This is a genomic window from Povalibacter sp., assembly GCF_036520495.1.
GTDB lineage: Bacteria > Pseudomonadota > Gammaproteobacteria > Steroidobacterales > Steroidobacteraceae > Steroidobacter.
In genome coordinates, this window is the sequence record NZ_DATDJO010000064.1 from 31,312 (window position 1) to 58,045 (window position 26,734).

General features: G+C 61.1%; 20 protein-coding genes. 13 read left to right on the forward strand and 7 right to left on the reverse strand.

Features of this window, described 5'->3' with window-relative positions:
- Nucleotide 1 precedes the first annotated feature (1 nt).
- Both VIZ63_RS21845 and VIZ63_RS21850 read right to left on the reverse strand, forming a co-directional pair.
- On the reverse strand, nt 2-1,177 hold the full coding sequence (locus tag VIZ63_RS21845) for a methyltransferase domain-containing protein (protein ID WP_414703828.1): 1,176 nt from the start codon (nt 1,175-1,177) through the stop codon (nt 2-4).
- A gap of 357 nt (nt 1,178-1,534) precedes the next feature.
- Nucleotides 1,535-2,593, reverse strand: coding sequence for a hypothetical protein (locus VIZ63_RS21850; RefSeq protein WP_331611929.1), 1,059 nt, complete (start codon nt 2,591-2,593; stop codon nt 1,535-1,537).
- 916 nt (nt 2,594-3,509) lie between these two features.
- Here VIZ63_RS21850 and VIZ63_RS21855 point away from each other — a divergent pair.
- From VIZ63_RS21855 to VIZ63_RS21890, 8 genes are all read left to right on the forward strand, one after another.
- Entirely contained in the window at nt 3,510-4,904 is a 1,395-nt protein-coding gene (locus VIZ63_RS21855) for a DUF4038 domain-containing protein (RefSeq protein ID WP_331611930.1), read from the forward strand.
- A gap of 135 nt (nt 4,905-5,039) precedes the next feature.
- A complete protein-coding gene (locus tag VIZ63_RS21860; RefSeq protein ID WP_331611931.1) occupies nt 5,040-6,071 on the forward strand; it encodes an SDR family oxidoreductase in 1,032 nt (343 codons plus the stop codon).
- Between the two features lies 1 nt (nt 6,072).
- Complete coding sequence (gene rfbC, locus VIZ63_RS21865) at nt 6,073-6,657, forward strand: dTDP-4-dehydrorhamnose 3,5-epimerase (RefSeq protein WP_331611932.1); 585 nt, start codon at nt 6,073-6,075, stop codon at nt 6,655-6,657.
- Complete coding sequence (locus tag VIZ63_RS21870; protein WP_331611933.1) at nt 6,654-8,030, forward strand: DUF4910 domain-containing protein; 1,377 nt, start codon at nt 6,654-6,656, stop codon at nt 8,028-8,030. Before rfbC ends, VIZ63_RS21870 begins: the two co-directional genes overlap by 4 nt.
- On the forward strand, nt 8,027-8,821 hold the full coding sequence (locus VIZ63_RS21875) for a sugar phosphate nucleotidyltransferase (RefSeq protein ID WP_331611934.1): 795 nt from the start codon (nt 8,027-8,029) through the stop codon (nt 8,819-8,821). Before VIZ63_RS21870 ends, VIZ63_RS21875 begins: the two co-directional genes overlap by 4 nt.
- Nucleotides 8,822-8,836: 15 nt before the next feature.
- Nucleotides 8,837-9,499, forward strand: a complete 663-nt coding sequence (locus tag VIZ63_RS21880; protein ID WP_331611935.1) for a PIG-L deacetylase family protein — start codon at nt 8,837-8,839, stop codon at nt 9,497-9,499.
- Nucleotides 9,468-10,832, forward strand: a complete 1,365-nt coding sequence (locus VIZ63_RS21885; protein ID WP_331611936.1) for a glutamate-1-semialdehyde 2,1-aminomutase — start codon at nt 9,468-9,470, stop codon at nt 10,830-10,832. Before VIZ63_RS21880 ends, VIZ63_RS21885 begins: the two co-directional genes overlap by 32 nt.
- Nucleotides 10,833-11,146: 314 nt before the next feature.
- A complete protein-coding gene (locus VIZ63_RS21890; protein WP_331611937.1) occupies nt 11,147-11,995 on the forward strand; it encodes an XrtA system polysaccharide deacetylase in 849 nt (282 codons plus the stop codon).
- A gap of 73 nt (nt 11,996-12,068) precedes the next feature.
- Here VIZ63_RS21890 and VIZ63_RS21895 read toward each other — a convergent pair whose 3' ends face one another.
- From VIZ63_RS21895 to galE, 4 genes are all read right to left on the reverse strand, one after another.
- On the reverse strand, nt 12,069-13,406 hold the full coding sequence (locus VIZ63_RS21895) for a sigma 54-interacting transcriptional regulator (RefSeq protein WP_331611938.1): 1,338 nt from the start codon (nt 13,404-13,406) through the stop codon (nt 12,069-12,071).
- Nucleotides 13,375-14,067, reverse strand: a complete 693-nt coding sequence (locus VIZ63_RS21900; RefSeq protein ID WP_331611939.1) for a hypothetical protein — start codon at nt 14,065-14,067, stop codon at nt 13,375-13,377. Before VIZ63_RS21900 ends, VIZ63_RS21895 begins: the two co-directional genes overlap by 32 nt.
- A gap of 44 nt (nt 14,068-14,111) precedes the next feature.
- Nucleotides 14,112-15,566, reverse strand: coding sequence for an ATP-binding protein (locus tag VIZ63_RS21905; RefSeq protein WP_331611940.1), 1,455 nt, complete (start codon nt 15,564-15,566; stop codon nt 14,112-14,114).
- A 141-nt stretch (nt 15,567-15,707) separates the two neighbouring features.
- On the reverse strand, nt 15,708-16,709 hold the full coding sequence (gene galE, locus VIZ63_RS21910; RefSeq protein WP_331611941.1) for a UDP-glucose 4-epimerase GalE: 1,002 nt from the start codon (nt 16,707-16,709) through the stop codon (nt 15,708-15,710).
- Between the two features lie 143 nt (nt 16,710-16,852).
- Here galE and VIZ63_RS21915 point away from each other — a divergent pair, with 143 nt between their 5' ends.
- Nucleotides 16,853-17,839: a serine/threonine protein kinase gene (locus VIZ63_RS21915; RefSeq protein WP_331611942.1), complete on the forward strand. Its 987-nt coding sequence runs from the start codon at nt 16,853-16,855 to the stop codon at nt 17,837-17,839.
- Nucleotides 17,840-18,037: 198 nt separating this feature from the next.
- Here the strand turns inward: VIZ63_RS21915 and VIZ63_RS21920 are convergent, their stop codons facing one another.
- On the reverse strand, nt 18,038-18,295 hold the full coding sequence (locus tag VIZ63_RS21920) for a hypothetical protein (protein ID WP_331611943.1): 258 nt from the start codon (nt 18,293-18,295) through the stop codon (nt 18,038-18,040).
- 31 nt (nt 18,296-18,326) lie between these two features.
- On the opposite strand from VIZ63_RS21920, the gene VIZ63_RS21925 reads away from it, so the two are divergent.
- The 4 genes from VIZ63_RS21925 (at nt 18,327) to VIZ63_RS21940 (ending at nt 26,649) form a co-directional block, all read left to right on the forward strand.
- Nucleotides 18,327-20,105, forward strand: a complete 1,779-nt coding sequence (locus VIZ63_RS21925) for a hypothetical protein (RefSeq protein WP_331611945.1) — start codon at nt 18,327-18,329, stop codon at nt 20,103-20,105.
- Between the two features lie 2 nt (nt 20,106-20,107).
- A complete protein-coding gene (locus VIZ63_RS21930; protein WP_331611946.1) occupies nt 20,108-20,740 on the forward strand; it encodes a hypothetical protein in 633 nt (210 codons plus the stop codon).
- A 166-nt stretch (nt 20,741-20,906) separates the two neighbouring features.
- Nucleotides 20,907-22,739, forward strand: coding sequence for a translational GTPase TypA (gene typA, locus VIZ63_RS21935; RefSeq protein WP_331611947.1), 1,833 nt, complete (start codon nt 20,907-20,909; stop codon nt 22,737-22,739).
- 349 nt (nt 22,740-23,088) lie between these two features.
- Entirely contained in the window at nt 23,089-26,649 is a 3,561-nt protein-coding gene (locus tag VIZ63_RS21940; RefSeq protein WP_331611948.1) for an EAL domain-containing protein, read from the forward strand.
- Nucleotides 26,650-26,734: the final 85 nt, after the last annotated feature.

The window sequence follows — 26,734 nt, forward strand, 5'->3', positions numbered from 1 at the left end:
CTTACGGCAGCACGCGGACCGACGGAATTGGCAGTACGAACTGGCCGCCCCATTCGCGGATATAACTGCATTGGGCGATGATTTCCTCTGCCAGATTCCACGGCAGGAGTAACAGGTAATCCGGTCGGGCGGTTTTGATTGCTTCCGGATCCAGGATGGGGATATGTGTCCCTGGCGTGTACTTGCCTTTCTTATGCGGATTGCGATCGACTGTGAAGTCGATGAAGTCAGTCCGAATACCGCAGTAATTGAGCAGCGTGTTGCCCTTGCCCGGTGCGCCGTATCCGACTACGGTTTTTCCGGCGCGCTTGGCCTCGATCAGGAACTCCAGAATCTTGCGCTTGGTCTCTTTCACCTGTTCGCCAAATCCCAGGTACGTATGCACCTTGTCGAAGCCTTCAGCCAGTTCGCCGGAACGCAAGTCCGTCACGCGATCTGATACCGGTTTTGTTGTGTCACTGGTGTGCCGTCCGTAGATGCGCAGCGAGCCGCCATGGGTCGGCAACTCCTCGACGTCAAACAGAGTCAGGCCATGTGCAGCGAAAACCTTCTCCACGGTAAAGAACGAGAGGTAGCTGAAGTGTTCGTGGTAGATCGTGTCGAACTGGTTGAGCTTCATCAGCTGGTAGAGGTGCGGAAATTCCATTGTGATGACGCCTTGCGGCGCCAGCAGGAGCTTCATGCCGGCGACGAAGTCGTTGAGATCCGGAACATGCGCCAGAACGTTGTTGCCAAGCAGCAGGTCCGCGGGCCCGAACTCGGCGGCTACCTCACGTGCGGTTTGCTGGCCAAAGAATTTCACCACGCTCTGAATGCCTTTTTCGGCGGCTGCCTGGGCCACGTTGGCCGCAGGCTCAATGCCCAATACCGGTACGTTGCGCGCTTTGAAATGCTGCAGCAGATAGCCGTCGTTGCTGGCGATTTCCATGACGCGGTTGCCGCTGCCGAGGCCGAAGCGATCGATCATCAGTTCGGCATAGCGTTTGGCATGAGCGACCCAACTGTCCGAATAGGATGAGAAGTACGCGTACTCCGCGCTGAAGATTTCACCCGGCGCCACGAATTCCTCCAGCTGCACCAGGAAACACGACTCACACACATAGGCGTGCAGGGGATAGAACGGCTCCATCGAGTTGAGCTGCTCCGGGGTGATATGCGTCTGACACAGCGGCGACATGCCCAGGTCGACGAAGGTCGTGCTCAACTGCGCGGAACAGAAACGACAGGGGCGTTTCTGTTGACTCTCTTGCGCTTCTTTGGCCTCAGTGGTTGTCGTGGTTGGGGCGGCGGACATGGGATCTCCAGAGGATCAGATCAGGATTGCAATGGTTGCATTCCCGGTATGGCCGTTGATGGTACCGGATTCACAATTGAAGAAGGCCTGACGGGATTGCAGCGCAGGCAGTGTGGGTGGCTGGCTACTGCTCTGAAAATCGCACGGATAGTGCCAGAGCGGAACAGGCTGAGGCGCAATTTGCGCCTCAGCCGGCGCGGATGAATTCCGCGCCGGCTGAAGAGGATGGTCAGGAAGTTGTTAAGGCAGGGCTTGTGGCGTGCAGTTCTTGAGCGACACGCTGAAGCCAGGGGAGTAGTCGTACGTTTCGATCATCGCGCCGTTTTCCGGCGACGTCAGGCTGATTGTGTGAGTCTCGCCTGGGCCCAACCATGTCTCGCGCCATACGTTGGTGCCGCGCTCCCATTCGATGATGAGGACGATGCCCGATTCCGCGGTCACTTCGCATCCGTTTGCCCAGGTTCCCATATAGGGGTACAGCAGCTCCCCGGAGCCCGAGTACACTGTTCTGGACTGATCGCCTGAGCGATTGTTGCTGGAGTAAGCGGCCCACGATGGCCATGAGACCACGGCCGCAACCCAATCGTCGTCGGTGCAGCCCGTCAGGTCGCAGCGCCAGAATGCCGGCACCGAGTGCACGATGTCACGCGGCTCGCCCGGAGGCGGCGGGTCCGGCAGGGCGATCTGGTAGGTGAACGCAGCGCCACTCTGAACGCTTAGAACTTCGTTCGCTGCCAAGCCTGAGACCTCGTAGTAGTCCCCGGTGCTGATAGTCGTCAGCAGATAGTGGCTGCTCCCGTTGGGCTGACCTGCATAAACACTGGCCGTGCCGCTGTTAACCCAGATCATGGCGCCATTGGCAAGGCTGGCTGGCAGATAAACCGGTGCAGAGGCCGAGTAGCCCAGACGCTGGTTGAGAGCGGCGGCCGATTCCGGCCAGACGAGGGCATGATTGGTATCCGTGGGGCCCCACGGGCACGGTGTGCTGGTGCAGCTCCAGGTCACGAGCTGGGATACGGGGCCAACAGGGCCAGGATCGTTGGGGTCCGTTGGATCTGTCGGGTCGGTCGGATCTGTCGGATCTGTCGGATCCGTTGGTCCTCCCGGTCCCGTTTCCCCAGGCTCCGGAAGAGTGATCTGGTAGGTAAAGTCGGCGCCTGACTGGACACTTACGACTTCCCCTGCCGCGAGGCCGGCAATCTCGTAGGTGCCACCGGCGCTGATCGTAGCGAGGGCGTAGTGAGCACTCCCCTCGGGAAGGCCGGCATATGCGGTTGCCGTTCCGCTCAGCACTTTCACCGTCGCGCCGTTTGCAGCGCTGCTAGGCAGGTACACCGCCTTGGATGCGCTGTAACCGAGGCGATTTGCAGTAGCTGCAGCTGACTCCGGCCATACGAGGGCGTGGCCAATATCCGTCGGGCCCCATGGGCAAGGGCTGCCCGTGCATGACCAAGTCACAAACTGTGAGGTCGAGCCGACGGGGTCGGTGGGATTCCCTGGCTCTGACGGGTCTTCCGGTTGCTCCGGCACTGACCATGCGATCTCGAAGGTAAAGGCGGATCCGCTCTGCACGCTGATCACTTCCCCAGTCGCTATGGTGGGCACCACATAGGAGCCGCCAGCAGTAATCGTGGTGAGTGAGTAGTGAGAGTTCGCTCCCGGAGTGCCGGCATAGACGGTTGCTGTGCCACTCGACACGTTAATGGTCGTGCCAGTGGCTACGTTGCTGGGCAGATAGACGCCCTTGGAAACGCTGTATCCAAGGCGCTGGCTGATCGTCTCAACGGTATCAGGCCATACGAGCGCGTGCGCGACGTCCGTGGGGCCCCAAGGGCAAGGTGTCCCGGTGCAGGACCACGTTACGAACTCCGACGTACCCGATTCGGCGTGACTCGGAGAGACGACGAGCCAAGACGCCCCAAAGAGCAGGGGGATCAGATACGACGTTCTAGGGTTCAATCGTTTTTTCATGGCTTCTTTAAACAAGTCCGACTAGCGATCATCAAATTTCGTTCAAACTGTACGAGCATTAAGCAAATTGCATGCCTTACCGCTCAAAGGCGCGATTTCCCGCGTTTTTCTCGCTGCGCCAGACGCTTCGTGTAAAGAAAGCCGACGCATTGATGGCTGGTGTCGCGAGGCAAGCAACGCAGGAGCCCGGCAGATGCAGAGGTGTGCTGGTGCGGATCATCGCAGTAAATCCAACGAGGCCAGAATGGATACTTGCAGCGCAAAGCGCTTGGTAGTCGCTGCTGCGTGTGGGGCGCTTGTCGCCGCTGTCGCGATCGCCGGAATCATCGCGCATCAGCGTCGTTCTTTCGTGGGGAGGGATCACGATTTGGTCCTCAGCTCATCGCGTGTGCCAACAGCGTTTCCTCTGAGCGTCAGCCCGGGGCAGCGCTACTTGAGAGATGCCCAGGGGAAGCCCTTTCTTCTGCATGGGGATACAGCATGGTCGCTGCTTGCAGATCTGAGTCGCGAGGAAGTCGACGTCTATCTCGCGGATCGACGCGCCCGGGGATTCAACACAATCGTAGTGAATTTGTTGGAGCACCGCTTTGCGCGCAAGGCTCCGGCCAATGTGTATGGCGACCAACCGTTTTCCCAGCCTGGCCGCTTCGATCTTCCAAATGAGGCTTATTTTGCCCAGGCGGATTGGGTGCTGTCGCGCGCACGAGATCTGGGCTTTCTCGTTCTTCTGACACCCGCCTATACCGGTTGGCATGGAGAGGAGGAGGGGTGGTGGAAAGAAATGGTCGCAGCAGGAGGCGAAGCGCTGTATGCGTACGGGAAATTTCTAGGTGCCCGCTATCAGCACTTCGATAACATCGTGTGGCTTGATGGGGGCGACTACGATCCCCCTGACAAGGATCTTGTTCGGCAGATCATTCGGGGAATAAAAGAAGTTGCACCCGGGCAGCTGCACTCCGTCCATCCGGCACCGGAGACGGCTGCCGCTGACTTCTGGAGCTCAGAGCCATGGCTCGACCTGATTCCCGTCTACACCTATCGGTCCGTCTGCCAGGGTGTCCGGCGCGCATTGACCGACAAGCAAATGCGCCCGGTCTTTCTGCTCGAAAGCACTTACGAGAATGAGCATGGCGGTAGCGGCGCGGTCGTGCGCTCGCAAGCGTACGAGGCGCTGCTGTGTGGTGCTGCCGGAACGATCTACGGGAACAATCCGATCTGGCACTTCAATCATCCGGGTATTTACAAGGCTCAGGGGAACTGGTGGAAGAACCTAGGCAGTCCAGGCGCCCAGAGCATGACTCATCTGTACAACCTCTTCAGCGGACTGTCGTGGTGGGAGTTGCATCCCGATGAACAAGGTGTATTGGTGCACGGGAAGGATGCAGGCGCCGTCGCTGCAAGTACTCGTGATGGCGCACTGACTGTCATTTACGTGTCGGGGCGGCGTAGCGTCGAACTAGATCTGAGTGGCCTCTTGGATCTCGCCGTGGATGCGTCGTGGTTCGATCCTGCAAGCGGCGCGGAAGTGGACGTCGCAGGCTCACCTCTCGCTCGAAAGAAACAGGTACTGCGCACGCCCGGATCCAATGCCGGCGGTGACGACGATTGGGTGCTCGTGCTCGGAAACCCAACCGATTGATACAGGTGTCGACTTTGACGACACACGGTCACAAGTTAGCGACCGTCTCCAACTTGGACAAACGTGCAATGGGTCCATATTCCGCCTAAATGGGCGGGTATAATTCCGGCCGGATTTGGATTCGAGGAATCTGGCATGAAAGTTTTTGTGACGGGCGTCAACGGCTACATCGGCGCCGTCCTCGCTCCTTACCTAATGGAGCGAGGGTTGTCGGTTCTTGGGCTGGATGCTGGCTACTATCGCGACGGCTGGCTTTACAGCGACAACCGCCACCTGGCGTTCAGCCCGCAGACCATCAACAAGGATCTGCGCAACATCACCGAACAGGACCTGGAGGGCTGCGACGCCGTCGCTCACCTGGCAGAGCTGTCGAATGATCCGCTCGGTCAGAACAATCCGCAGGTGACGCACGCGATCAATCACAAAGGCTCAGTGGCCCTTGCGGAGAAGGCACGCGCAGTTGGCATCAAGCGCTTCGTCTATACCTCTTCGTGCAGCGTGTATGGCGCCGGCACCGGCGAGTTTCTGGACGAAACGGCGAAAGTGAATCCGCAGACCGCATATGCGGAGTGCAAGGTTCTCGTCGAGCGCGACGTGGGGCAGATGACGGGCGCCGACTTCTGTCCGGTGTTCCTGCGCAACGCGACGGCCTACGGCCCTTCACCCCGCATGCGCTTCGATATCGTGATCAACGATCTCTCGGCACTCGCCTGGACGACCAAGCGCATCGCGATGATCAGTGATGGCAGCCCGTGGCGTCCGGTGGTGCACGTGGAAGACATCTGCGAAGCCATTTATCGGTCGCTCGTTGCTCCGGAAGACGCTGTGCGCGGCAAGGTGTTCAACGTCGGCCAGAATTCCGACAACTATCGGGTGCGCGAACTCGCGCAGATCGTCGCGGCTGAATTCCCCGGCTGCGAAATTTCAGTTGGCCCACCGAGTGCCGACAATCGCAGCTACCGCGTCAGTTTCGATCGCATCAGCACTGAGTTGCCGGGTTTCAAGTGTCGCTATACGGCCAAGGATGGCGCGCGCCAATTGCATGAGATCTTCGAGCGGATCCAGATGTCCGACGACACCTATAAATTCCGCGCGTTCACCCGCCTGAAGCAGCTCAACTACCTGCAGTCGACGAACCAGATCGACGGCGATTTCTACTGGCGGTGAAATGCGGTTCGAGAAGCTCACGATCGCCGGTGCAATGCTGGTGCACATAGATCCGCGGCCGGACGATCGGGGTTTCTTCGCGCGAACTTTCTGCACTCAGGAATTTGCCGCACAGGGTTTACCCACCGCGGCAGTTCAATCGAGCATTTCATACAACGTGAAGCGCGGCACCGTGCGCGGCATGCATTTTCAATGGCCGCCGTCGCAGGAGGGCAAGCTGGTGCGTTGCCTGCGAGGAAGCCTGTTCGACGTGCTGCTGGACCTGCGTCCGGATTCGCCGAGTTATCTGCGGCACCAGGGCGTGCGTCTCGATGAGGACAATCGCGCCGCCGTCTTCATTCCAGCGGGTATCGCCCATGGTTTTCAGACCCTGGCCGATAGCACGGAAGTGCTCTACCAGATGACCGACTTCTATGCGCCAGAACTGCAGACGGGTTTTCGCTGGAACGATCCACAGTTCGGCATCGCCTGGCCGCTCGAGGACATCGTGATTTCGGATCGCGACGCGCACTGTCCGGATTTCAACCGATCGGCGTATGAATCGGAGTACGCGCGGCGTGCGGCGCAACCGCGAGACCGGGTATGAGTATCCCGGCAGGCACTGGCGCAGAGCTGCACGCCTTTGCGACGCGGCTCTACCCGATCTGCCGCAGCATTACGGGCAATGGCGTACGCGAGACGCTGCGATTGATCGGCGAGCGCATTCCCCTGGAAATGCAGGAGGTCCGCTCCGGCAGCAAAGTCTTCGATTGGGAAGTGCCACTCGAATGGAATATCGACGAGGCCTATGTGCGCGACGGCGACGGGCGCAAGGTCGTGGATTTCGGCGCCCACAATCTGCATCTCGTCAGTTATTCCGAGCCGGTGGCGCAACAGATGACGCTTGCCGACTTGCGCCCCAACCTGCACGTCCATCGGCACAATCCTGACTGGATTCCGTATCGCACCAGTTACTATCGGCGCAGCTGGGGTTTCTGCCTGCGTGGCCGCGACAGCGATCGACTGCGTGAAGGAAAGTATGACGTCCGGATCGCGAGCAGCCTGCAGCCGGGATCGCTGACTTACGGCGAATTTGTTCTGCCCGGCCGCAGCCGCGAAGAAGTGCTGTTGTTCACCCATATCTGCCATCCGTCGCTGGCCAATGACAACGCCAGCGGCATGGCGATTGCGACCTGGCTGGGCGCCTGGCTTGGATCCCAGCCGCGGCGTTACAGTTATCGCATCGTGTTCGCTCCCGGCACGATTGGTTCGCTTTGCTGGCTCAAGCGCAATGAGAAGCGGCTGAGCAGGGTGCGGCATGGTCTGGTGCTGGGTCTGCTGGGTGATAGTGCGCCCTTGACGTACAAGCGTAGTCGCCGCGGCGATGCCGAGATCGACCGGATCGCGCAATACGCGCTCGCGACACTGGATCCGCAGGCGCGCAGTATTCCCTTCGAGCCTTACGGCTACGACGAAAGGCAGCTTTGTTCGCCAGGATTCAATCTGCCGGTGGGCCGGCTGACGCGGTCGGTCAACGACGGCTACGCGCAGTACCACAGTTCAGCGGACGATCTGGCCTTGATCAGCCACCAGCAGCTCGAGGCAAGTTTCCACGCTTGCCAGCGTATCTGCGAGATCATCGAGGCCGACCGCCGCTACATCAACCTGAGTCCCTGGGGTGAGCCGCGACTGGGTAAGCGGGGTCTATACGGAGCGGTGGGCGGCAACAGCCCGGCGATGCGCGAGCACGCCATGCTCTGGCTGCTCAATCAGTCGGACGGCGCGAGTTCGGTGCTGGATATCGCGCAGCGCTCGGACCGGCCTTTCGATATGTTATCGCAGGCGGCAACGGAGCTGGAGAAAGCCGGTCTGTTCCGCGAAGTGCGCAACGCTGCCAGCGGGACGACTGAGTTTCGGAAAGTGGTTTCACGCGCAAAGCCTCGCAAGAGCAAGGCGAAGCAACGGAGAAAAAGACAATGAAGGTCGTATTGTTCTGCGGCGGATTGGGAACGCGATTGCGCGAGCATTCCGACACCATTCCAAAGCCGCTGGTGAACATCGGCTACCGGCCGATCATATGGCACCTCATGCGGTACTACGCGCACTACGGCCACAAGGATTTCATTCTGTGTCTTGGGTATCGCGGTGATCTGATCCGCGACTACTTCGTGAACTACCAGGAGACGATGACCAACGACTTTACGCTGCATGTAAAGGAGCGACGCGTCGAACTGCATTCGACCGACCTCGACGACTGGCGCATCACATTCGTCGACACGGGGTTGCACAGCAACATCGGGCAACGCCTCCTGCGCGTGAAGTCCTACCTGCAGGGCGAAGACACGTTCCTTGCCAACTACGCCGATGGGCTGTCGGATCTGCCGCTCGACAAGGTGATCGAGCAGTCCAGGGCCAGGAATGCCGTCGCCACTTTCGCTTCCGTCAGGAGCGGTCAGAGCTTCCATGCTGTGCAGAGCGACGGCGACGGCGTCGTGACCCGCATGGGCGCGATGCCGGAACAGCAGTTGTGGATCAACGGCGGATACTTCGTCCTGCGCAAGGAGATCTTCGATCACATCGAGGAGGGCGATGAATTGGTGGAGAAGCCATTCGCCCGGCTGATCGAGAAGCGAAAACTTTCCGCGTTTCAGTGGGATGGTTTCTGGCAGTGCATGGACACATTCAAGGACAAGATCAGTTTCGACCGCATGGAAGCCAGGGGCCGGTGCCCGTGGATGGTGTGGCAGCGCCATCCGGCCGCGGCGCGGTAACGGAAGGATTGCCGCGTGTTGTCACTGATTCCCAATCTGAGCGGTTCTCGCACATTGCGAGTCTTGTGCATCGGTGCGCATTGCGACGATGTCGAGATAGGCTGCGGCGGTACGGTGCGCTCGCTGCAAAAGCGCGGGCATGACGTCATCATCGACTGGGCGCTGCTCAGCGGCGACGAGTTGAGAATGGCGGAATCGCGCAAGGCGATGGCGATGCTGGTGAAGCCGAAAGCGCGCGGCGAACTGGTCTTCGGCGACTTCATCGATGGGCGTTTCCCCGCCGAGTATCTGCGCATCAAGGAATTCTTCGAGTCGCTGAAGCGTTTGCCGCGTCCTGACATCATTTTCTGTCACGAGCGCGACGACCGGCACCAGGATCACCGCATCGTCAACGAAATGGTCTGGAACACTTTCCGTGACCATATCGTGCTGGAGTACGAGATACCGAAATGGGACGGCGGCTTGAGTCAGCCGAATGTCTACGTGCCGGTCAGCGTCAAGGATGCCGAGACGAAGGTGAAAGCGCTGCTGCAAGCGCATCGCAGCCAGGTGCAGCGCGACTGGTTCACGGCTGAGACGTTCATGGCGTTGCTGCGCTTGCGCGGCATTGAATGCCGCTCCGAGAGCGGCCTGGCGGAGGCTTTTCATGGCCGGAAAATACGGTTCTCTGGATTCTGAAACGTCGCCCCGCAAGCTCGGTGGCGATCGTTTCGACAATGGACGCGCACTGAGCGCGAAGGCGCACCATCTCATCCCGGGCGGTGCGCATACCTATGCGAAAGGAGACGATCAGTTTCCCGAGCAGGCTCCCGGCTTCATCCAGCGCGGCAAGGGTTGCCATGTGTGGGACCTCGACGGCAACGAGTTCATCGAGTACGGCATGGGATTGCGGGCGGTCACGCTGGGCCACGCGTTTCGACCGGTGATCGACGCTGCGGCAGAGCAGATGCAGTTCGGTGCCAATTTCACGCGTCCTGCGCCGATCGAAGTGGAATGCGCAGAGCGGTTCCTGGAATTGATACCGACCGCCGACATGGTCAAGTTCGGCAAGCACGGCTCAGATGCACTGGACGCCGCCGTGCGGTTGTCGCGCGCGCACACCGGGCGTGACTTCATCGGCATCTGCAGCGATCACCCATTTTTCTCCGTCTCGGACTGGTTCATTGGCGCGACGCCGATGCCGGGAGGAATCCCGCAGTGGGTGCGTTCGCATACCGTTGGCTTTCACTACAACGATCTGAAGAGTGTTGCCGGGATGTTCGACCAGCACCCTGGGCAGATTGCCTGTGTGATTCTGGAAGCTGCGCGACTCGAAGAGCCGCAGGAAGGTTTCCTGCAATCGCTGAAGGACCTGTGCCATCGCAATGGGGCGCTCCTGGTGTTCGACGAGATGATCACGGGTTTCCGCTGGCACAAGTCGGGTGCGCAGCACGTTTACGGAGTGACGCCGGACCTCTCCAGCTTCGGCAAGGCGATTGCGAACGGATTCTCGCTGTCGGCTCTGGCGGGTAAGCGTGAAGTCATGCGACTGGGTGGCTATGACCACGATCGCGAGCGTGTTTTCTTGCTCTCGACCACGCATGGTGCCGAGACGCACGCATTGGCGGCTGGCATTGCGACCATGACGACCTATCGCGACGAGGACGTCGTGGGCCACTTGTATCGTCAAGGCAGGAAATTGCGCGAGGGAGTGAGTGCCGCTGCACGCGAGGCGGGCGTCGAGCGTCAGGTGCAGTGCCTGGGGCGGGATTGCGCCGTGCTGTTCACTACCAAGGATGGTGAAGGCAAGCCCAGCCAGGAGTTTCGTGCACTGTTCCTGCAAGAGATGATTCGGCGCGGCGTGCTGGCGCCATCGTTTGTCGTGAGCTATTCGCACACGGATGCCGATATTCAGCACACGATCGAGGCTGCGGCCGAAGCGCTGCGCGTTTATCGCAAGGCGCTCGATGGCAATGTGCACGACTATCTCAAGGGTCGGCCAGTGAAGCCTGTGTTCAGGCCCTATGGCTGATTGGCGTCGGCTGCGCTTACAGCCGATGCTGTGCGTGTAAAAGAAGGTCTGGCAAGGTACTGAAACAGCTTGTCTTTCTAAATCCGGTACGCCGCGTGCTCGCGTTCCCTGCCGTGCCGTTGTGGACGTTGGACCGACGGCCATTCGTTATGGCAATTGGCTACACCAGCGAGGAAGATAGGTTTCCCATGAGTTCCGAGGTGACGTTTCCCATGACACGGACGGAGTTACACCGACGTATCGGTGAAGAGGCCAGGATGGCCGTCAACCCTCAACCGGTCGGTCAAGTGGACCGCCATCAGGCGACAGGTCCCTTGCGCAACGCATTTACGATCGATGTCGAGGACTACTTCCAGGTTTCGGCGCTGGCATCCGCGATCTCGCGGGACTCATGGAGCTCGCGCGAATCACGAGTCGGCGCCAGCACGGACCGCTTGCTGGCGATGCTTGAAGAGCGCGGCATTCACGGCACGTTCTTCGTGCTGGGGTGCGTTGCCGATCGAACACCGGAGATCGTGCGACGCATTGCCGCGGGTGGACATGAAATCGGCTGTCATGGCTATTCCCACCAACTGATCTACAAGCAGACGCCCGAGGTCTTCCGCGAAGAAACGATTCGCGCCAAGAAACTGCTGGAAGACCTGGTAGGACAGTCCGTGCTCGGTTACCGCGCCGCCAGTTTCTCCATCACGCCGCGGTCGCGCTGGGCGCTCGATACGTTGATCGAGGCCGGCTTTCAGTACGACTCATCGATCTTTCCGGTGCGTCACGATCGCTATGGAATGCCTGGCGCGTCGCGTGCTCCTGGCTTAGTCGATTCTCCGAGTCGTGGCCAGATCGCGGAATTTCCAATGTCGACTGCACTGATCGGGGGTATGCCGGTGCCGGTTTCAGGGGGGGGCTATTTCCGGCTGCTGCCTTACTGGTTCATTCGATCCGGGCTGCGCAGCATCAATGCGCGGGATGGATTGCCGTTCACGTTCTATTTGCCTCCGTGGGAGATCGATGCAGATCAGCCGCGGGTCAAAGTGGGGCTGGTTTCGCGCTTCAGGCATTACACGAATCTGAACAAGTGCGAGCGCCGACTGCGAAGGCTGCTGGGCGAGTTCGAGTTCACGACCATGCGGAATGTATTGCGCGAGCGCGGATTGCTCCCCGTCTGAAAAATTCACGCAAGGCAAACGAAAAGGCCCCGCGATGCGGGGCCTTTTCATTTCTGCTTCCGCAGTACGGACATCAACGTTGCTTGAAATCTTCCGGCGTCAGCTGATGCCGGGCGAGCAGCTTGTAGAAATCCGTGCGATTACGTTTCGCGAGGCGCGCGGCCTGGCTGACGTTGCCGCCGGTAATCTGCAGGATCTGTGACAGGTAGGTGCGGGTGAAATCGTCGCGCGCCTCGTCGAAAGAGGGCAGGCGGGTTGGGCCGCCGCCGAGGGCGGCCTGCACGAGTTCGGCGCTCATGATCGGGCTGGTGGCCAATGCCACGTTCTGACGGACCACGTTTTCCAGCTGGCGGACATTACCCGGCCAGTCGGCGCTGACCAGGACCTCGACTGCTTCCGGCGCGTAGATGTGGCGAGGCAGACTGGTTTCCTGCGCGACTTTTTCGAGGAAGTGCGAGACCAGCAGCGGGATGTCTTCGCGACGCTTGTTGAGCGAAGGCATTTCTATGTGGACGACGTTGAGGCGGTAATAAAGGTCTTCGCGGAAGTGGCCGCCCATGATGAGCTGCTTCAGATCGCGATGAGTTGCGGAAATGATCCGCACGTTGACGGTGATGGCGTCGGTGCTGCCGACCGGACGCACCTGATTTTCCTGCAGCACTCGCAGCAGCTTTACTTGCAGGCGCATCGGCATGTCGCCGATTTCGTCGAGCATCAGCGTGCCGCCGTCAGCGGCCTGGAACAGCCCACGGTGTTCGCGGATCGCGCCGGTGAAGGCCCCTTTGACGTGACCGAACAGTTCGCTCTCGAGCAGGTTCTCCGCCATCGCGCTGCAGTTGATCGCGACGAAGGGGCGGTTGCGGCGGGGGCTCGCCTTGTGGATTGCACGCGCGAGCAGCTCTTTGCCCGTTCCGCTGTCGCCCGTAATCATGACGCGCGCATCGGTGCCCGCAACCATATGGGCCTGAGCGAGGCGTTCTTCCATCACGGCGCTGCGAGTGACAATCTCGCTGCGCCAGTCTTCCGTCGTGTCCGCAAATCCGGAAACCTTGAGGGCCTTCTGCACCTGATCGAGCAATTCCTGCTTGTCTACCGGCTTGGTGAGGAAGGCGAACGCGCCGCTTTGCGTAGCCTGCACTGCATCGGGAATCGTGCCGTGTGCGGTGAGGATGATCACTCGCAGCCCGGGAGCACGCGTCTGGATTTCTTTCAGCAGGCCGATGCCATCCATCTGGTCCATGCGCAGATCAGTCAACACCAGATCGGGGCGTACGCGGGCGAGCGCAGCCAGTGCTGATGACGCGCTTTCAACGGCTTCGACGTCGTAGTTTTCCGCGCGCAGTCGGATCGTGAGCAGCCGCAGCAGCCCCGGATCGTCGTCAACGACTAGTAGACGGGCTTTGCGTTTCACTGTTTGCGAGGTCGCGATTGCCAGGGGGCGAGGTACTGCGTTCACTGAGATCTTTCTCGATTTCCTTGATGGCTTCCAGCTTCTGCTGGGTCTCGGCCAGGGCACGACGCAATCGAGCATTTTCTTCGAGTTGCGCCTGGACTCGTCTGTCCGAGTTTGCCTGTGAGCGGCCGCGATCGTCGAGTGTCGCTAGCAACCGACGATTCTCGGCTTCCAGCCTGAGTCTGGCATTGGTCTCGTAGATCAGCACCAATGCCAATGTACGCTCGGCGTGTGTCATTCGTTCCGGCGTTGCCAACAGCGTTTCAAGCAGCTTCTTGCCTTCGGCGGGTTTCGATGCCGGGTGATCCGGCGTTACGAGGGCGGACGCGTAGCGCAGGGTGCTCGCAGTTGTCGGTGCGCGCGTGTACTCGCGCTCGGCTTCATAAAACACGTCTGCCTGCCGCGCCGGGTCGGTGCTTGCGAGGCCATTCATGGTGTCGAGGTAGGGGCTGAGCGTGTCTTCGCTCGCCTGAGCAACGACGACAGGCGTCTGGGGTGCCGGGCGTAGCGCAGGAATCTCGCAGCCCGCTGCGAATGTGCAGGCGATGCCGATCGCGGCCCAGCGGCCGCCGCGGCTGATTGTCCCTGTCGAAAAAAAATTGCGACGACTGCTATTCATTATCCGTTGTCGACTTGTCCTGTCGCATTCGATGTCAGGTGTACTCACGCGGTCGTGCCTTCGAGCACGGGCGCCAATGGCAGGCGGACGCGGAAATGCGCGCCCGGGAATACCCCGTCGACGATTTCGATGGATCCGCCGTGCGCCTGCACGAACTCGTTGACGACCGAGAGTCCGATTCCGGTTCCTTTCAAATGTCCCGCTATCGGCGTCCGTCCCGAATAGAACGCCTGGAAGATCGCGCTGCGTTCGTCGACGGAAATCCCCGGTCCCGTATCGCCCACATCCAGTACGAGCAGATCAGCGTCCGCCTTCGCATGGATGTAGATGTTACCGCCGCGCGGGCTGTATTTGAGCGCATTCGACAGGAGATTATCCAGGATCAATTTGAGTTTGGCCCGATCCGCTCGCAGTTCGATGTCCTGGACTTTCAATTCCAGATGCAGACGTTGCGCCAGCAACGTGAGTTGGTGCGTTTCCAGCACCGACTTGACCAACGGTCGCAGACGGAATTCGCTGATCTCGAGCCCGGTATGCCGGGCCTGCCAGGCACTGAACGACAGCAGATTCTCGATGAGCTGCTGCAACTTGATGCCGTTGTCGCGCAGGATCGTCGCGACCTCGCGTTGGCTGCTGTCGAGTTCTCCGACCGCGCCATCCATCAACAGTTCAGTACCTTCGCGGATATTGGCCAACGGCGTCTTGAGTTCATGCGACATGTGACGCAGGAAGCGATTGCGTTCTTGCGCGATCTCCAGCAGGCGCATGCGCAGCCATTCGAGCTGCCGACCCAGGTCGGTCAAGTCCGTCGGGCCGCGCACGGCGATGGCTTTGGAGAAGGTTCCCTTGCCCAGCTGGCTGATGGCCTGGTCGATCTGCCGGATCGGGCGCATCAGCAGGAAGGTGAATATGGCCACCAGCAACGCAGTCAGCAGGATCAGTCCGGCTGACAGCCAGAACAGATAGCGTTCGGTTTCGGCGGTCGACGCCTGCATGCGTTGCAGGCCGGTTTCGATCTGTTCGCCCGTGGCATTGGAAAGCTCAAAGGTGGCCTGCCACATCGGCGGGATCGCATCGACGGCTTCGCGCACCGTTTCCGGCGCGGCGGGTGTCATGGACAGCAGGGCGCGGTCGATGCGACGCAGGCCGGCGCGCAGTTCCTGGATGTGCGTCTGTCGCACCGGGTCGTCGGCAACGCTTTCGATGCTGGTCAGCGTAACCAGCAGCCGTTCGCGGCTATCGCGGTACACCTGCAGGAGGGCAGGATCGTTCAACACCTGATACAGCTTGGCGCCGCGCTCCATCGACGCCAGCTGTTGATAAAGCTGTTGCGAGTAATGGGTTGCTTCGACGCCGCTGCGAACCAGGCTGGCGCTTTCTTCGGAGAGGTTGCGGACTTTGGCCGCGCCGATGACGACGGCGAGCAGCAGGGGTGCCGAAACCAGCGCAAAACCGGTCAGCATCAGGCTGTTCAGCGACTTGGGGCGGGGAAAGCGCATAGCCGGATTCTAGTCCGGGAAGGCGGCGAGCGGCGGGTGCTTATGGCCCGACAATGAAGAAATACCCGCCGATCAGCCGCTGCGTGGTTGGCCCTCGTCGAAATCATGCATGGCCCGATAGCCCGGGCCGATGCGTGGCAACTACTCGTTGTTCTTCTGTAGCTCAGGTTCCGCCAGCAAGCGTTTTTCCCAGGCGAGTTGCGACCGAACGATGATGGACAGGTCGTCGAACTGCGGTACCCAGCCCAGCACTTCACGGACGCGTTGGGCCTTGGCGACGAGACTGGGCGGATCGCCGGCACGACGTGGCATTTCGATGACCTTGATCGGCTGGCCGTGCTGACTGTTCACAGTCGAAATGACCTCACGCACGCTGTAGCCATGACCGTAGCCGCAATTCAGGGTGCGCGACGCGCCGCCGGCGCGCAGGTAGTCCAGCGCCCGCAAATGAGCGCTGGCGAGATCTTCGACATGGATGTAGTCGCGCACACCCGTGCCGTCGTTCGTTGGATAATCGGTGCCAAAGACCGACAGATGCGGACGTTTGCCGATCGCCGTCTCGCAGGCGACCTTCGTCAGCAGCGTGCCGTTGATGGTGGACTGTCCGATACGGCCGCCGGGATCGCTGCCTGCGACATTGAAGTAACGCAGGACGACGTATCGCAATGCGCATGCAGCAGCGAGATCGCGCAGCATCCATTCACTCATCAGTTTGGAGGAGCCGTACGGATTGATGGGCTGGGTCGGGCTGTCTTCGGAGGCCACACCGCCGTCCGGAATGCCATAGACGGCTGCCGTTGATGAGAAGACGAAGTGTTTGACGCCCACGGCCTCGCAGCACTGCAGAAGGCTGCGGGTCGAGCAGGTGTTATTGCCATAGTACTTGAGGGGATTCGACACGGACTCCGGCACGATGGTGTGCGCTGCGAAGTGCATGACGGTGTCGATCCCGTGCTCGCGCAGCAGGCGGGACACCAGTTCACGGTCGCCCGTGTCGCCAACAACCAACGATCCGCTCAGCACGGCCGAACGAAACCCCGTGGAAAGATTGTCGAGCACTACGACGCGTTCGCCGCGTTCGCCGAGCTGACGTACGACGTGGCTGCCGATATAGCCGGCGCCGCCGGTTACCAGAATGGTCATGGATGAACTGCCGTCCGAAAGGTTGGAGACACGAAGTAATACCAGACTAAGGTGGCTATGATGAGCGCTGCAGATCAATGACTTGTTGAACGATCTCTCAATCCTGCGACTCCAGTCGCTGCCGACTGACACCGATACCGCCGATGCCGCGCCCCGATCCACATCCCTACGACCGATTGACACCGGACGCCATCATTGCCGCAGTCGAGTCGCTCGGGCATATCTCCGACCGGCGCATTCTCGCTCTCAACAGCTATGAAAATCGCGTCTACCAGGTCGGCATCGAGGACGGCTCGCCCATCATCGTGAAGTTCTACCGCCCCGGGCGCTGGACCACCGAGGCGATCCACGAAGAGCACGGTTTTGCGCTCGAACTGGCCGCTGCCGAAATTCCGGTCGTGCCGCCGCAGGTGCGTGACGGCAAAACGCTCTTCACGTACGAAAGTTTCCGCTTCGCGCTATTCGAGCGGCGGGGTGGTCGCTGGCCCGAGCTGGGCTCGCGCACCGAACGCGAATGGATGGGGCGTTTTCTTGGCCGCATGCACATGGTCGCTCGCCGCCAGCGCTTTCGTCACCGCGGCCGGATCAATATCCAGACGCTCGGCATCGATTCGCGCAACTATCTGCTCGATCAGAACTGGATTCCGCCGCATCTGGAGTCTGCCTACGATTCATTGACCAACGATCTGCTCGATCACATCGAGAACGCCTTCGAGGACGCTCGCGGCATGGCCGAAATACGCCTGCACGGCGATTGTCATCGCGGCAATGTGCTGTGGACGGACGAGGGTCCGCATTTCGTCGATCTCGACGACTGCATCACCGGCCCCGCCATCCAGGACCTATGGATGCTGATCGCAGGCAACCGCGCCGAGATGAGCGAGCAGCTGGCGCAACTGCTGGAGGGGTATGCGCACTTCGCCAATTTCGATACCCGCGAACTGGTGCTGGTCGAGAGCCTGCGTACCCTGCGGATGATTCATTATTCCGCCTGGCTTGCCCGCCGCTGGACCGATCCCGCCTTTCCGCAGGCCTTCCCCTGGTTCCAGGAGCCGCGCTACTGGGAAACCCACGTGCTGCAGCTGCGTGAGCAGCTGGATGCAATTGCGGAGGGACCGTTGGCGCTGTAGTGGAGAGTCGGTCGATTCCAACCCGGCGGTGGCTTGTGCTAGCGTCCCGGCCGAACCTTGAACAGTTCATGGATGCACTCAGAACATCATGACCGAGTTTCGCGCTGCGCATCATTCCCTGGCCCTTGCGGCGCTTCTTGGCCTGGCTGGTTGCGGTGGCGGTGGTGGCGGCGGCGATAACAATCCTCCACCTGCCGCTCAGCCGACGGTCACTTTCACTGCCAATCCAACGTCGATCAATCCGGGCCAGTCATCGACCCTGTCCTGGTCGAGCACCAATACGACGGCTTGCACGGCTTCGGATGGCTGGTCGGGAAGCAGGGCGCCTTCAGGATCGGAGCAGGTCGCGCCGACAACCACGACGACTTTCACGGTGACGTGCAGCGGCAGCGGTGGGGCTATTTCGCAATCGGCCATCGTCACGGTAGTCAATTCGCCGCCTACCGTGACGCTCACCGCAACTCCGACCGTCGTGACAGCCGGAGGCATGTCCACCCTGAACTGGTCGAGTACCAATGCGACGACCTGCGCCGCATCCACGGGCTGGTCCGGAACGAAGTCCGTGACTGGAACGGAACAAGTGGGGCCACTGTCGGCAACGACCACCTATACGCTCGAATGCACGGGCACGGGCGGCACCACTTCGCGATCGGCGACGGTCACCGTGAGTACGGCTGGCAATGTCATTGTGAGTGGTCGAATCGAATTCCAGCGACCGCCGTTCAATGCGATCAATCAAGGCCTGAACCTGGATGCGCCGGTCGTTTCACCAGCACGCCAGGTCGTTGTCGAGGCGATCAACCCTACGACGCGCGCACGTGTAGGCGCCGCAACGGTGACTGATACCAGCGGAGACTATTCAATCGAGGTTCCACAGAATACGAGCATGCTGATCAGCGCTCGCGCGGAAATGGTTAGCGGTACTTCGGCGCCGACGTGGAATTTCAAGGTTCTGAACAATACGAATAACCGCTTGTATGTGCTGGACGGCTCCGCATTCGATAGCGGCACGGCCAACAGCACGCGCGATCTGCTGGCGCCTACGGGTTGGAACGGAACGACCTACAATACGACACGGGCTGCTGCGCCTTTCGCGATTCTCGATTCGGTCTACCGTACGAAAGAGCTCATTCTCAGTGCGGCGCCTGGCACCACGTTCCCTGCGCTCAATCTCTATTGGAGTCCGACCAACCGCACAGCAGATGGCTGCACCACCGATGGCAATATTGGCACGACGTTCTACACGTCGGGTGCATCCGCGCTGGATTCCGATAACTGCACGCCTGCAGTCGAGTTGCCTGCCGGGATCTACATTCTCGGCGACTATGCGGGCGGCAACGGCGACACGGATGAATTCGACCAGCACGTGATCGCGCACGAGTTCGGTCACTATGTCGAAGACCGATTCGCCAGATCCGACTCCATCGGCGGCACTCACGGGCCCGATGACCGGCTCGACCTGCGCGTGGCATTCGGTGAGGGCTGGGGCAATGCATTTTCCGCGATGACTTTGAACGATCCGGTCTATCGTGATTCGAGCAGAGGTATCACCTTCGATACCGGGTTCAATCTCGAATCCGACAGCACGACTGCCGAAGGCTGGTTTTCCGAAGCATCGATCGGCGAGATTCTGTGGGATCTGTTCGATTCCGTGAACGACGGGGCCGACATGATTTCGCTCGGCTTCACACCGCTCTACAGCGTGATGACCGGCGCGCAGCGAACCACGGATGCGATGACCAGCATCTATTCCTTCGCCTCGGGTCTGCGGGCGACTTCCGGTGCAACGCAACGGGCAGGTATCAACGGCTTGCTGGCCGGCGAGTCGATTTCGTCCGCAGCCGATGCTTTCGGCAGCGGGGAATCAAATGACGGCGGCAACGCCATGGCGCTGCCCATTTACACGGACATTGCGCGCAATCAGCCGCTGAACGTCTGCAGCAACGGTGCTGAGGATGGCAGTAACGAGCTGGGGTCCCGTCGGTTCCTGCGACTGACGCTGCCGTCCGCCGCGGTGCTGAGCATCACGGTGCAGGGGGCGGTCGGCCCCGGGGCGCCGGTCAACAGCCAGCCGGCCAGCGATCCGGACATCTACATCTACAATCAGGGTCGGCTGATCGATGCCGGCGTAACGACGACCACTCAACCGGGCTCGTCGGAGATGATTCAGCAGCGATCGTACCCTGCCGGCGTGAACATCCTTGAGGTTCATGACTGGATCGGCGGCGCGCTGCCTCATTGCATGACAGTTTCGATAGCCGGATGACCATGATCGCGGCATCACAGCGAGAGATGAGCGGGGGCACGATGAATTACGCACGACTTGTTGGTTGCATCGCCGCTTTGGCGCTACTCAGCGCCTGCGGCTCGGATCCCGAGGCTCCCGTGGCGGCGGCGCCGGTAGCGGAAACCGCCCCCGTCGAAGCGACCCCTGCGCTCATGGCGGCCGATCCGACCGAAAAAATGGCCCGGGCCGTCGGCAACGGCAAACCGGGTGCAGCGGTCGACATCAAGTACGAATTCGTCTCGCGACCGGAACCGGGCAAGCCGGTGCAACTCGACGTGGCCCTGATTCCCAGTGCCGGCGTCGATTCCATGACAGCGAAGTTCAGCGGCATGGAGGGCATTACGCTGGCAGGCGACCTGGCGGTCGAGTACGCCAACGTGCAGGCCAGGGAGCCGTACAAACATTCGGTTTCGGTCCTGGCCGACACTGCCGGGGTCTTCTACATCACTGTTTCCGTTGACACAGTGATCAGCGGGGCGACCCTGGGCCGCACCTTCGCCATTCCCTTTGTGGCAGGCTCAGGGCAGATCATCCAGCAGAAGACCAGTGTGCCGGTGACGGATGCCACCGGTCAGCCGGTCGAGCCCATGGAGGCGCAGGAAACGACGCGCTAAGCGCGTCGCGATCGTCGGATGCCCCAAATGGAGGCTTGCGGGCCGGGCGTAAGGGCCCGCCGGAGGGCCGAAGCAGGGTTGACGCTTGCGGGACCGGCGTCGCCCCCCTGATGCTCAGCCGGTTCTTCCTATACCATGCGCGACCTTTTTCCCTTGCGCCGCGCCCATGTCCATTTCAACGCTCCGTAATATTGCGATCATTGCCCACGTCGACCATGGCAAGACCACGCTGGTCGACAAGCTCCTGCAGCAATCCGGCACGTTCGACGCGCGCAAGGCTCCATCCGAACGGGTGATGGACTCGGGGGCACTGGAGCGCGAGCGCGGTATCACCATTCTGGCCAAGAACACCGCCGTTCGCTGGCGCGACTATCGCATCAACATCGTCGACACCCCGGGACACGCGGACTTCGGCGGCGAAGTCGAGCGCGTACTGTCGATGGTCGACTGCGTGCTGCTGCTGGTCGATGCGGTCGATGGACCGATGCCGCAGACGCGCTTCGTGACTCAGAAAGCCTTCTCTCATGGCCTGCGTCCCATCGTCGTCATCAACAAGATCGACCGCGATGAAGCCCGTCCGAGCTGGGTGCTGGATCAGACCTTCGACCTGTTCGACAAACTCGGCGCCAACGAGCAGCAGCTCGATTTCCCGGTCGTGTACGCCTCTGCGCTGCGCGGCTTCGCCGGCAACGATCCGAAAGATCTCGCCGAGGACATGACACCGCTGTTCGAAGCGATCGTGAAGCATTGTCCGCCGCCGGAAGTCGACGAAGAGGGTCCGCTGCAGTTGCAGGTCAGCCAGCTCGACTATTCGAACTACGTCGGCGCCATCGGCATCGGACGCATCAAGCGCGGCAAGATCCGTCGCAACAGTCCTGTGGTCGTGGTGGATCGCGAAGGCAAGGTCCGCAACGAACGCATCATCCAGGTCATGGGCTTTCTCGGTCTCGATCGAGTCGAAGTGGATGAGGCCGGTGCGGGCGACATCGTGGCTTTCGCGGGTATCGAGCGTCCCGAGATCTCCGACACGATTTGCGATCCGTCCAAGCCCGAGGCATTGCCGACGCTGGTCGTCGATGAGCCAACCATCAACATGACGTTCGAGGTCAATACCTCGCCGTTCTGCGGCAAGGAAGGCAAGTACGTCACCAGCCGTCAGATCCGCGAGCGCCTCTCGCGCGAAATTCTGCACAACGTGGCGCTGCGCGTCGAAGACACAGAAAACCCGGACAAATTCCGGGTCTTTGGCCGCGGCGAACTGCACCTGGGCGTGTTGCTGGAAAACATGCGCCGCGAAGGCTACGAGCTGGCGGTCTCGCGACCGCGTGCAGTGATCAAGGAGATCGATGGGCAGGCCTGCGAGCCGTACGAAACACTCGCGGTCGATCTCGATGACACGTCACAGGGCGCAGTCATGCAGGCACTGGGCGAGCGTGGCGCGCAGCTCACCGGAATGCACGCCGACGGCAAGGGCCGCGTGCGTCTCGACTACACGATTCCGTCGCGTGGTCTGATCGGCTTCCAGACCGACTTCCGTACCCTGACGTCCGGCACCGGCATGATGCATCACATCTTCGATCACTTTGCGCCGGTCCTTGATCGGGAGATCGGGCAGCGTCAGAACGGCGTGCTGATTGCGAACTCACAGGGCAAGGCGCTGGCCTATGCACTGTTCAGCCTGCAGGAACGCGGCAAGCTGATGATCGGCCATGGCGATGAAGTGTACGAAGGTCAGGTCATCGGCATTCACAGCCGCGACAACGACCTGGTCGTGAATCCGCTGAAGGGCAAGAAGCTGACGAACATGCGTGCCTCCGGCAAGGACGAGAACGTCGTGCTGGTACCGCCTATCCGCTACACGCTGGAACAGGCGATGGAGTTCATCGGCGACGACGAACTGGTCGAGGTCACCCCGATGGCGATCCGCCTGCGCAAGCGCTTCCTGAAGGAACACGAGCGCAAGCGCACCGGCAAGTCGGCGGAAGAAGCCGACGAGTAAATCGCGCAGATTGCTTTAGAAAGAGAAACTACATACGGCCCCACATTGAAAAGGGGTCGTATGTGGTTGTCACGGTTGGATTTATTACCTTCCGTGCTGGCGCCGCCGTCCTCGTGGCCAGCGCTCTGAATCCTCAGAATGTCGCGATAACCCCCCGTCGCGATTGCAAAAAATGTCTTGCTTTCACATAAAACGCGAGCCAATTCACACTTGGGTCGCGCTGGCCGACCTACGATCTGCGACCTGACTGCGATAGCGTCCAGTGGCGGGCTGCGAGCCTGGCCGCCACACCTCTGGTCAGGATGCAGGCTGGCCGCTGCGTCAAACAAAAAGCCGGAAGAGCAAGACGATGCATCGACTGCTGGAAAAGCAGATCCGCGAAGCGACCCGACCGGATGGGGAAGTCGACTTCGGCAAGCTATTGTCGATCGTCGAAGCTGTCTACGCGCATGCCGATGAAGAGCGCCGCGGCATCGTGCGTTCGATGCAGCTCATGTCGGACGAAGCCACAGCGCTGACGCGCGAGCTTCGTGAGAGCACCTCCAGCCAGCTGCAATCCGTCCTCGATCACGTCAAGGACGTCATCATCACCGCTGACGAGGCCGGTCACGTCGCCTCGATCAATGCGACGGGACAGCGGGTCTTCGGGCATGGCGAAGCAGATGTGCTTGGCCGACCGCTCAGCTTCCTGCTGCCGCAGCTTGCAACCGAAGAGTCGTTGTCGGCGCAGCTCGATGCCCTGGCCGCGCGCCTGGATGACACGCAGGTCGATCTCGCCCAGCACGAAACCCTCGGCCTGCATTCCAGCGGCAGCTACTTCTCCGCTGAACTGGCTGTCAGCAAGACGCGGCTCAGTCGCAATCAGATGTTCGTCGTCTGTCTGCGCGACACCAGCGATCGCAAGGCGGCCGATGCGGCGTTGCGCGAGAGCGAGGCGCGCTATCGAACTCTGGTCGAGCACGCGCCCGAGATCATCGTGGTCGTCGATGCCGATCTGAATCGTCTGATCGACGTGAACGAGAACGCGATCCGCTTCTTCCGCATGGATCGCGAGGCGCTGCTGGCCATCGAGCCGGGCGCGTTGAGTCCGCAGTTCCAGCCCGACGGCTCGGAGTCCGCGAACTCGAGCCGGGCCAATCTCGAGCGCACGATCGCTGGCGAAGCGCCGGTCCTCGAATGGGTTTTCCGCGATGCGTTCGGCACCGACATTCCCTGCGAGGTGCGCTGGGTTTCGCTGCCGTCCTCCACTCGCAGACTGGTTCGCGGCAGCATCACCGACATCACCGAACGCAAGCGCAACGAACTGCTGGCGGCCGGTGAACGTCGGGTCTTCGAGCGGCTCGCGGCAAACGTCGATCTGCGAGTGACGCTGCAGGCGATCACCGACGTGGTGGAGCGGGTGGCACCCGACAGCCTCTGCGCCATCCGGCTGCTCGACGACGATCGTGTCCACCTGCGCTTGTGTACGGCGCCGAATCTGCCGGCCGTCTATGCGCAAGCGACGGACGAAGTGGAAGTCGCGGCACGCAATGGATCGTGTGCGGCGGCGGTGTACCTGCAGCGTCAGGTGATCGTCGCGGATATCGCTCGCGATGCACTGTGGGAAAACAGCCGCGACATCGCGATCGGCGCCGGCCTGCGAGCCTGCTGGTCGACGCTCATCTATGCATCGGATGGCCGTACGTTCGGCACGCTCGCCATGTATTTCCGTGCGCCTGCCAGTCCGATACGGCGCGATTTCGAGTTGATGTCGCGCATGACGCAGCTCGCGGGCATCGCCATCGAGCGGCGCATGTCCGAGACAGCGCTGCGTGCGAGCGAGGGTCGTTATCGGCGACTGTTCGACAACGTCATGGAGGGCGTCTACAGCTCGACGGTGGAAGGGCGTTTCGTCTCGGTGAATCCGGCGCTGGCGCAGATGGTCGGGCTGACGTCGCCCAGCGAACTGCTGTCGCTGCCGACCGAAACGATCTATCACGACCCGCTCGAGCGCGCCGTCATTCTTGCGGCGCTGGAGCACGACGGCGAAGTGCGCAATGCCGAGTTCCGCTTGCGTCGCGTCGACGGTTCGACCCTGACAGTGATCGAAAGCGCCCGCGCGGTGCGCGACGAGAATGGCCGGCTGACGGGCTACGAAGGCACGATCTTCGACATCAGCGAGCGCAAGCGGGCAGAGACCGCGATGTTCCAGGAAAAGGAAAAGGCGCAGGTCACGCTGCAATCCATCGGCGATGCCGTGATCACGACGGATGCGGAGGGACGCGTCGAGTACCTGAACCCCGTCGCCGAAGATCTGACCGGGTGGCAGCTGCACGAGGTCGGAGGCAAGCCGCTGGGTGAAGTCGTGGCCATTCTCAATGAGGCCACTCGTGAACGACTCGAGAACCCGGCGTCGCGGGCATTACGCGAAGACCGTGTCATCGCCGTGGCCGATCAGACCGTGCTGGTCAATCGTCGCGGCCAGGAGATTGCGATCCAGGATTCGGCGGCGCCGATTCGCGATCGCAGCGGACAGATCATCGGTGCGGTCATGGTGTTCCGCGACGTCAGCAAGGAACGGCGTTTGCGGCGCGCGCTGGCTTACCAGGCCAGCCATGATGCGTTGACCGGATTGATCAATCGCCGCGAGTTCGAGAACCGGCTCAACGAGGCGCTGCTGACCGCGCGTGCCGACAGCGACACCACGCACGTGCTGCTGTACGTGGATCTCGATCAGTTCAAGCTCGTGAACGACACCTGCGGACACCAGGCGGGCGATCGGTTGCTGAAGCAGATCACGGGTCTGCTGCAGACGCGTGTGCGGACGGGCGATACGATCGCGCGCCTTGGCGGCGACGAGTTCGGTGTGCTGCTGCAGGACTGCAACGGTGAACGCGCCGAGAAGATCGCCGATACGCTGCGTCAGGCCATCCGCGAGTATCGGTTCGAGTGGCTGGACGGAGCGATGAACGTCGGCGCCAGCATCGGCATCGTGGAAATCAACAGCACCAGCGAAAGCATTGCCAGCGTCATGAGCGCGGCCGACGTTGCGTGCTACGCCGCCAAGGATTCCGGCCGCAACCGGGTCCACACATATCAATCGAGTACGGCGCCCGAACGTCACCGCGAGATGCAGTGGGTCTCGAAGCTGACACGCGCCGTCGAAGAAAACCGGCTCGAACTGCACTACCAGCCCATCGTGCCGATCGGCTCGACCCGCGATCCGCGCGGGCATTACGAACTGCTGGTGCGTATGCGCGGCGAGAACGGCGCGCTGGTGATGCCGGCCGAGTTCATTCCGGCCGCCGAACGCTACAACGTCATGCCCATGATCGATCGCTGGGTCGTGCGCCAGGCGTTGGGAGCGCTCGCGCATTACCGCACCGACGGCGACCATCGCCACGCCTACACGATCTCGATCAATCTATCCGGCACGTCGCTCAATGACGATCGCTTCCTCGAATTCCTGATCGGAGAGTTGCAGGGGCACGACCTGAGCCCCGGCGCCGTGTGTTTCGAGATCACCGAGACTGCGGCGATCTCGAATCTGCCCAACGTCGTGCACTTCATGAAGGAATTTCGTGCGCGCGGCTGCCAGTTCTCGCTCGATGACTTCGGCAGCGGCCTGTCGTCATTCATGTATCTCAAGAACCTGCCGGTCGACTATCTCAAGATCGACGGACAGTTCATCCAGGACGTCACCACGGATCGCGTCGATCGCTGCATGGTCGAGGCGATCACCCAGATCGGGCATGCGATGGGTATCAAGACGATTGCCGAACGTGTCGAAACGGCGGAAGTGCTTGCGTGCCTTGCCGATATCGGCGTCGAGTACGCACAAGGCATCTATATCGCGGTACCGCAATCGGTGGAGGCGTTGAGTCGCGTGATGCGCACCGGACCGCAGCTCAAACTCGTGCATTCCGCCTGAGGCGGGAGCTGTTGCGGTAGCAGCCGCTCCGGTGATCTTTAGTCCGGAGCGGCGCTGGATCTGTCATGACTTGTTGTTACCTGGA

Coding starts and splice junctions, on each gene's coding strand:
- VIZ63_RS21845 (WP_414703828.1), bottom strand. CDS start 1,177: ATGTCGCCGCTGTGTCAGACGCATATCACCCCGGAGCAGCTCAACTCG.
- VIZ63_RS21855 (WP_331611930.1), top strand. CDS start 3,510: ATGGATACTTGCAGCGCAAAGCGCTTGGTAGTCGCTGCTGCGTGTGGG.
- VIZ63_RS21860 (WP_331611931.1), top strand. CDS start 5,040: ATGAAAGTTTTTGTGACGGGCGTCAACGGCTACATCGGCGCCGTCCTC.
- rfbC (WP_331611932.1), top strand. CDS start 6,073: ATGCGGTTCGAGAAGCTCACGATCGCCGGTGCAATGCTGGTGCACATA.
- VIZ63_RS21870 (WP_331611933.1), top strand. CDS start 6,654: ATGAGTATCCCGGCAGGCACTGGCGCAGAGCTGCACGCCTTTGCGACG.
- VIZ63_RS21875 (WP_331611934.1), top strand. CDS start 8,027: ATGAAGGTCGTATTGTTCTGCGGCGGATTGGGAACGCGATTGCGCGAG.
- VIZ63_RS21885 (WP_331611936.1), top strand. CDS start 9,468: ATGGCCGGAAAATACGGTTCTCTGGATTCTGAAACGTCGCCCCGCAAG.
- VIZ63_RS21900 (WP_331611939.1), bottom strand. CDS start 14,067: ATGAATAGCAGTCGTCGCAATTTTTTTTCGACAGGGACAATCAGCCGC.
- VIZ63_RS21905 (WP_331611940.1), bottom strand. CDS start 15,566: ATGCGCTTTCCCCGCCCCAAGTCGCTGAACAGCCTGATGCTGACCGGT.
- galE (WP_331611941.1), bottom strand. CDS start 16,709: ATGACCATTCTGGTAACCGGCGGCGCCGGCTATATCGGCAGCCACGTC.
- VIZ63_RS21915 (WP_331611942.1), top strand. CDS start 16,853: ATGCCGCGCCCCGATCCACATCCCTACGACCGATTGACACCGGACGCC.
- VIZ63_RS21925 (WP_331611945.1), top strand. CDS start 18,327: ATGTCCACCCTGAACTGGTCGAGTACCAATGCGACGACCTGCGCCGCA.
- VIZ63_RS21930 (WP_331611946.1), top strand. CDS start 20,108: ATGATCGCGGCATCACAGCGAGAGATGAGCGGGGGCACGATGAATTAC.
- typA (WP_331611947.1), top strand. CDS start 20,907: ATGTCCATTTCAACGCTCCGTAATATTGCGATCATTGCCCACGTCGAC.
- VIZ63_RS21940 (WP_331611948.1), top strand. CDS start 23,089: ATGCATCGACTGCTGGAAAAGCAGATCCGCGAAGCGACCCGACCGGAT.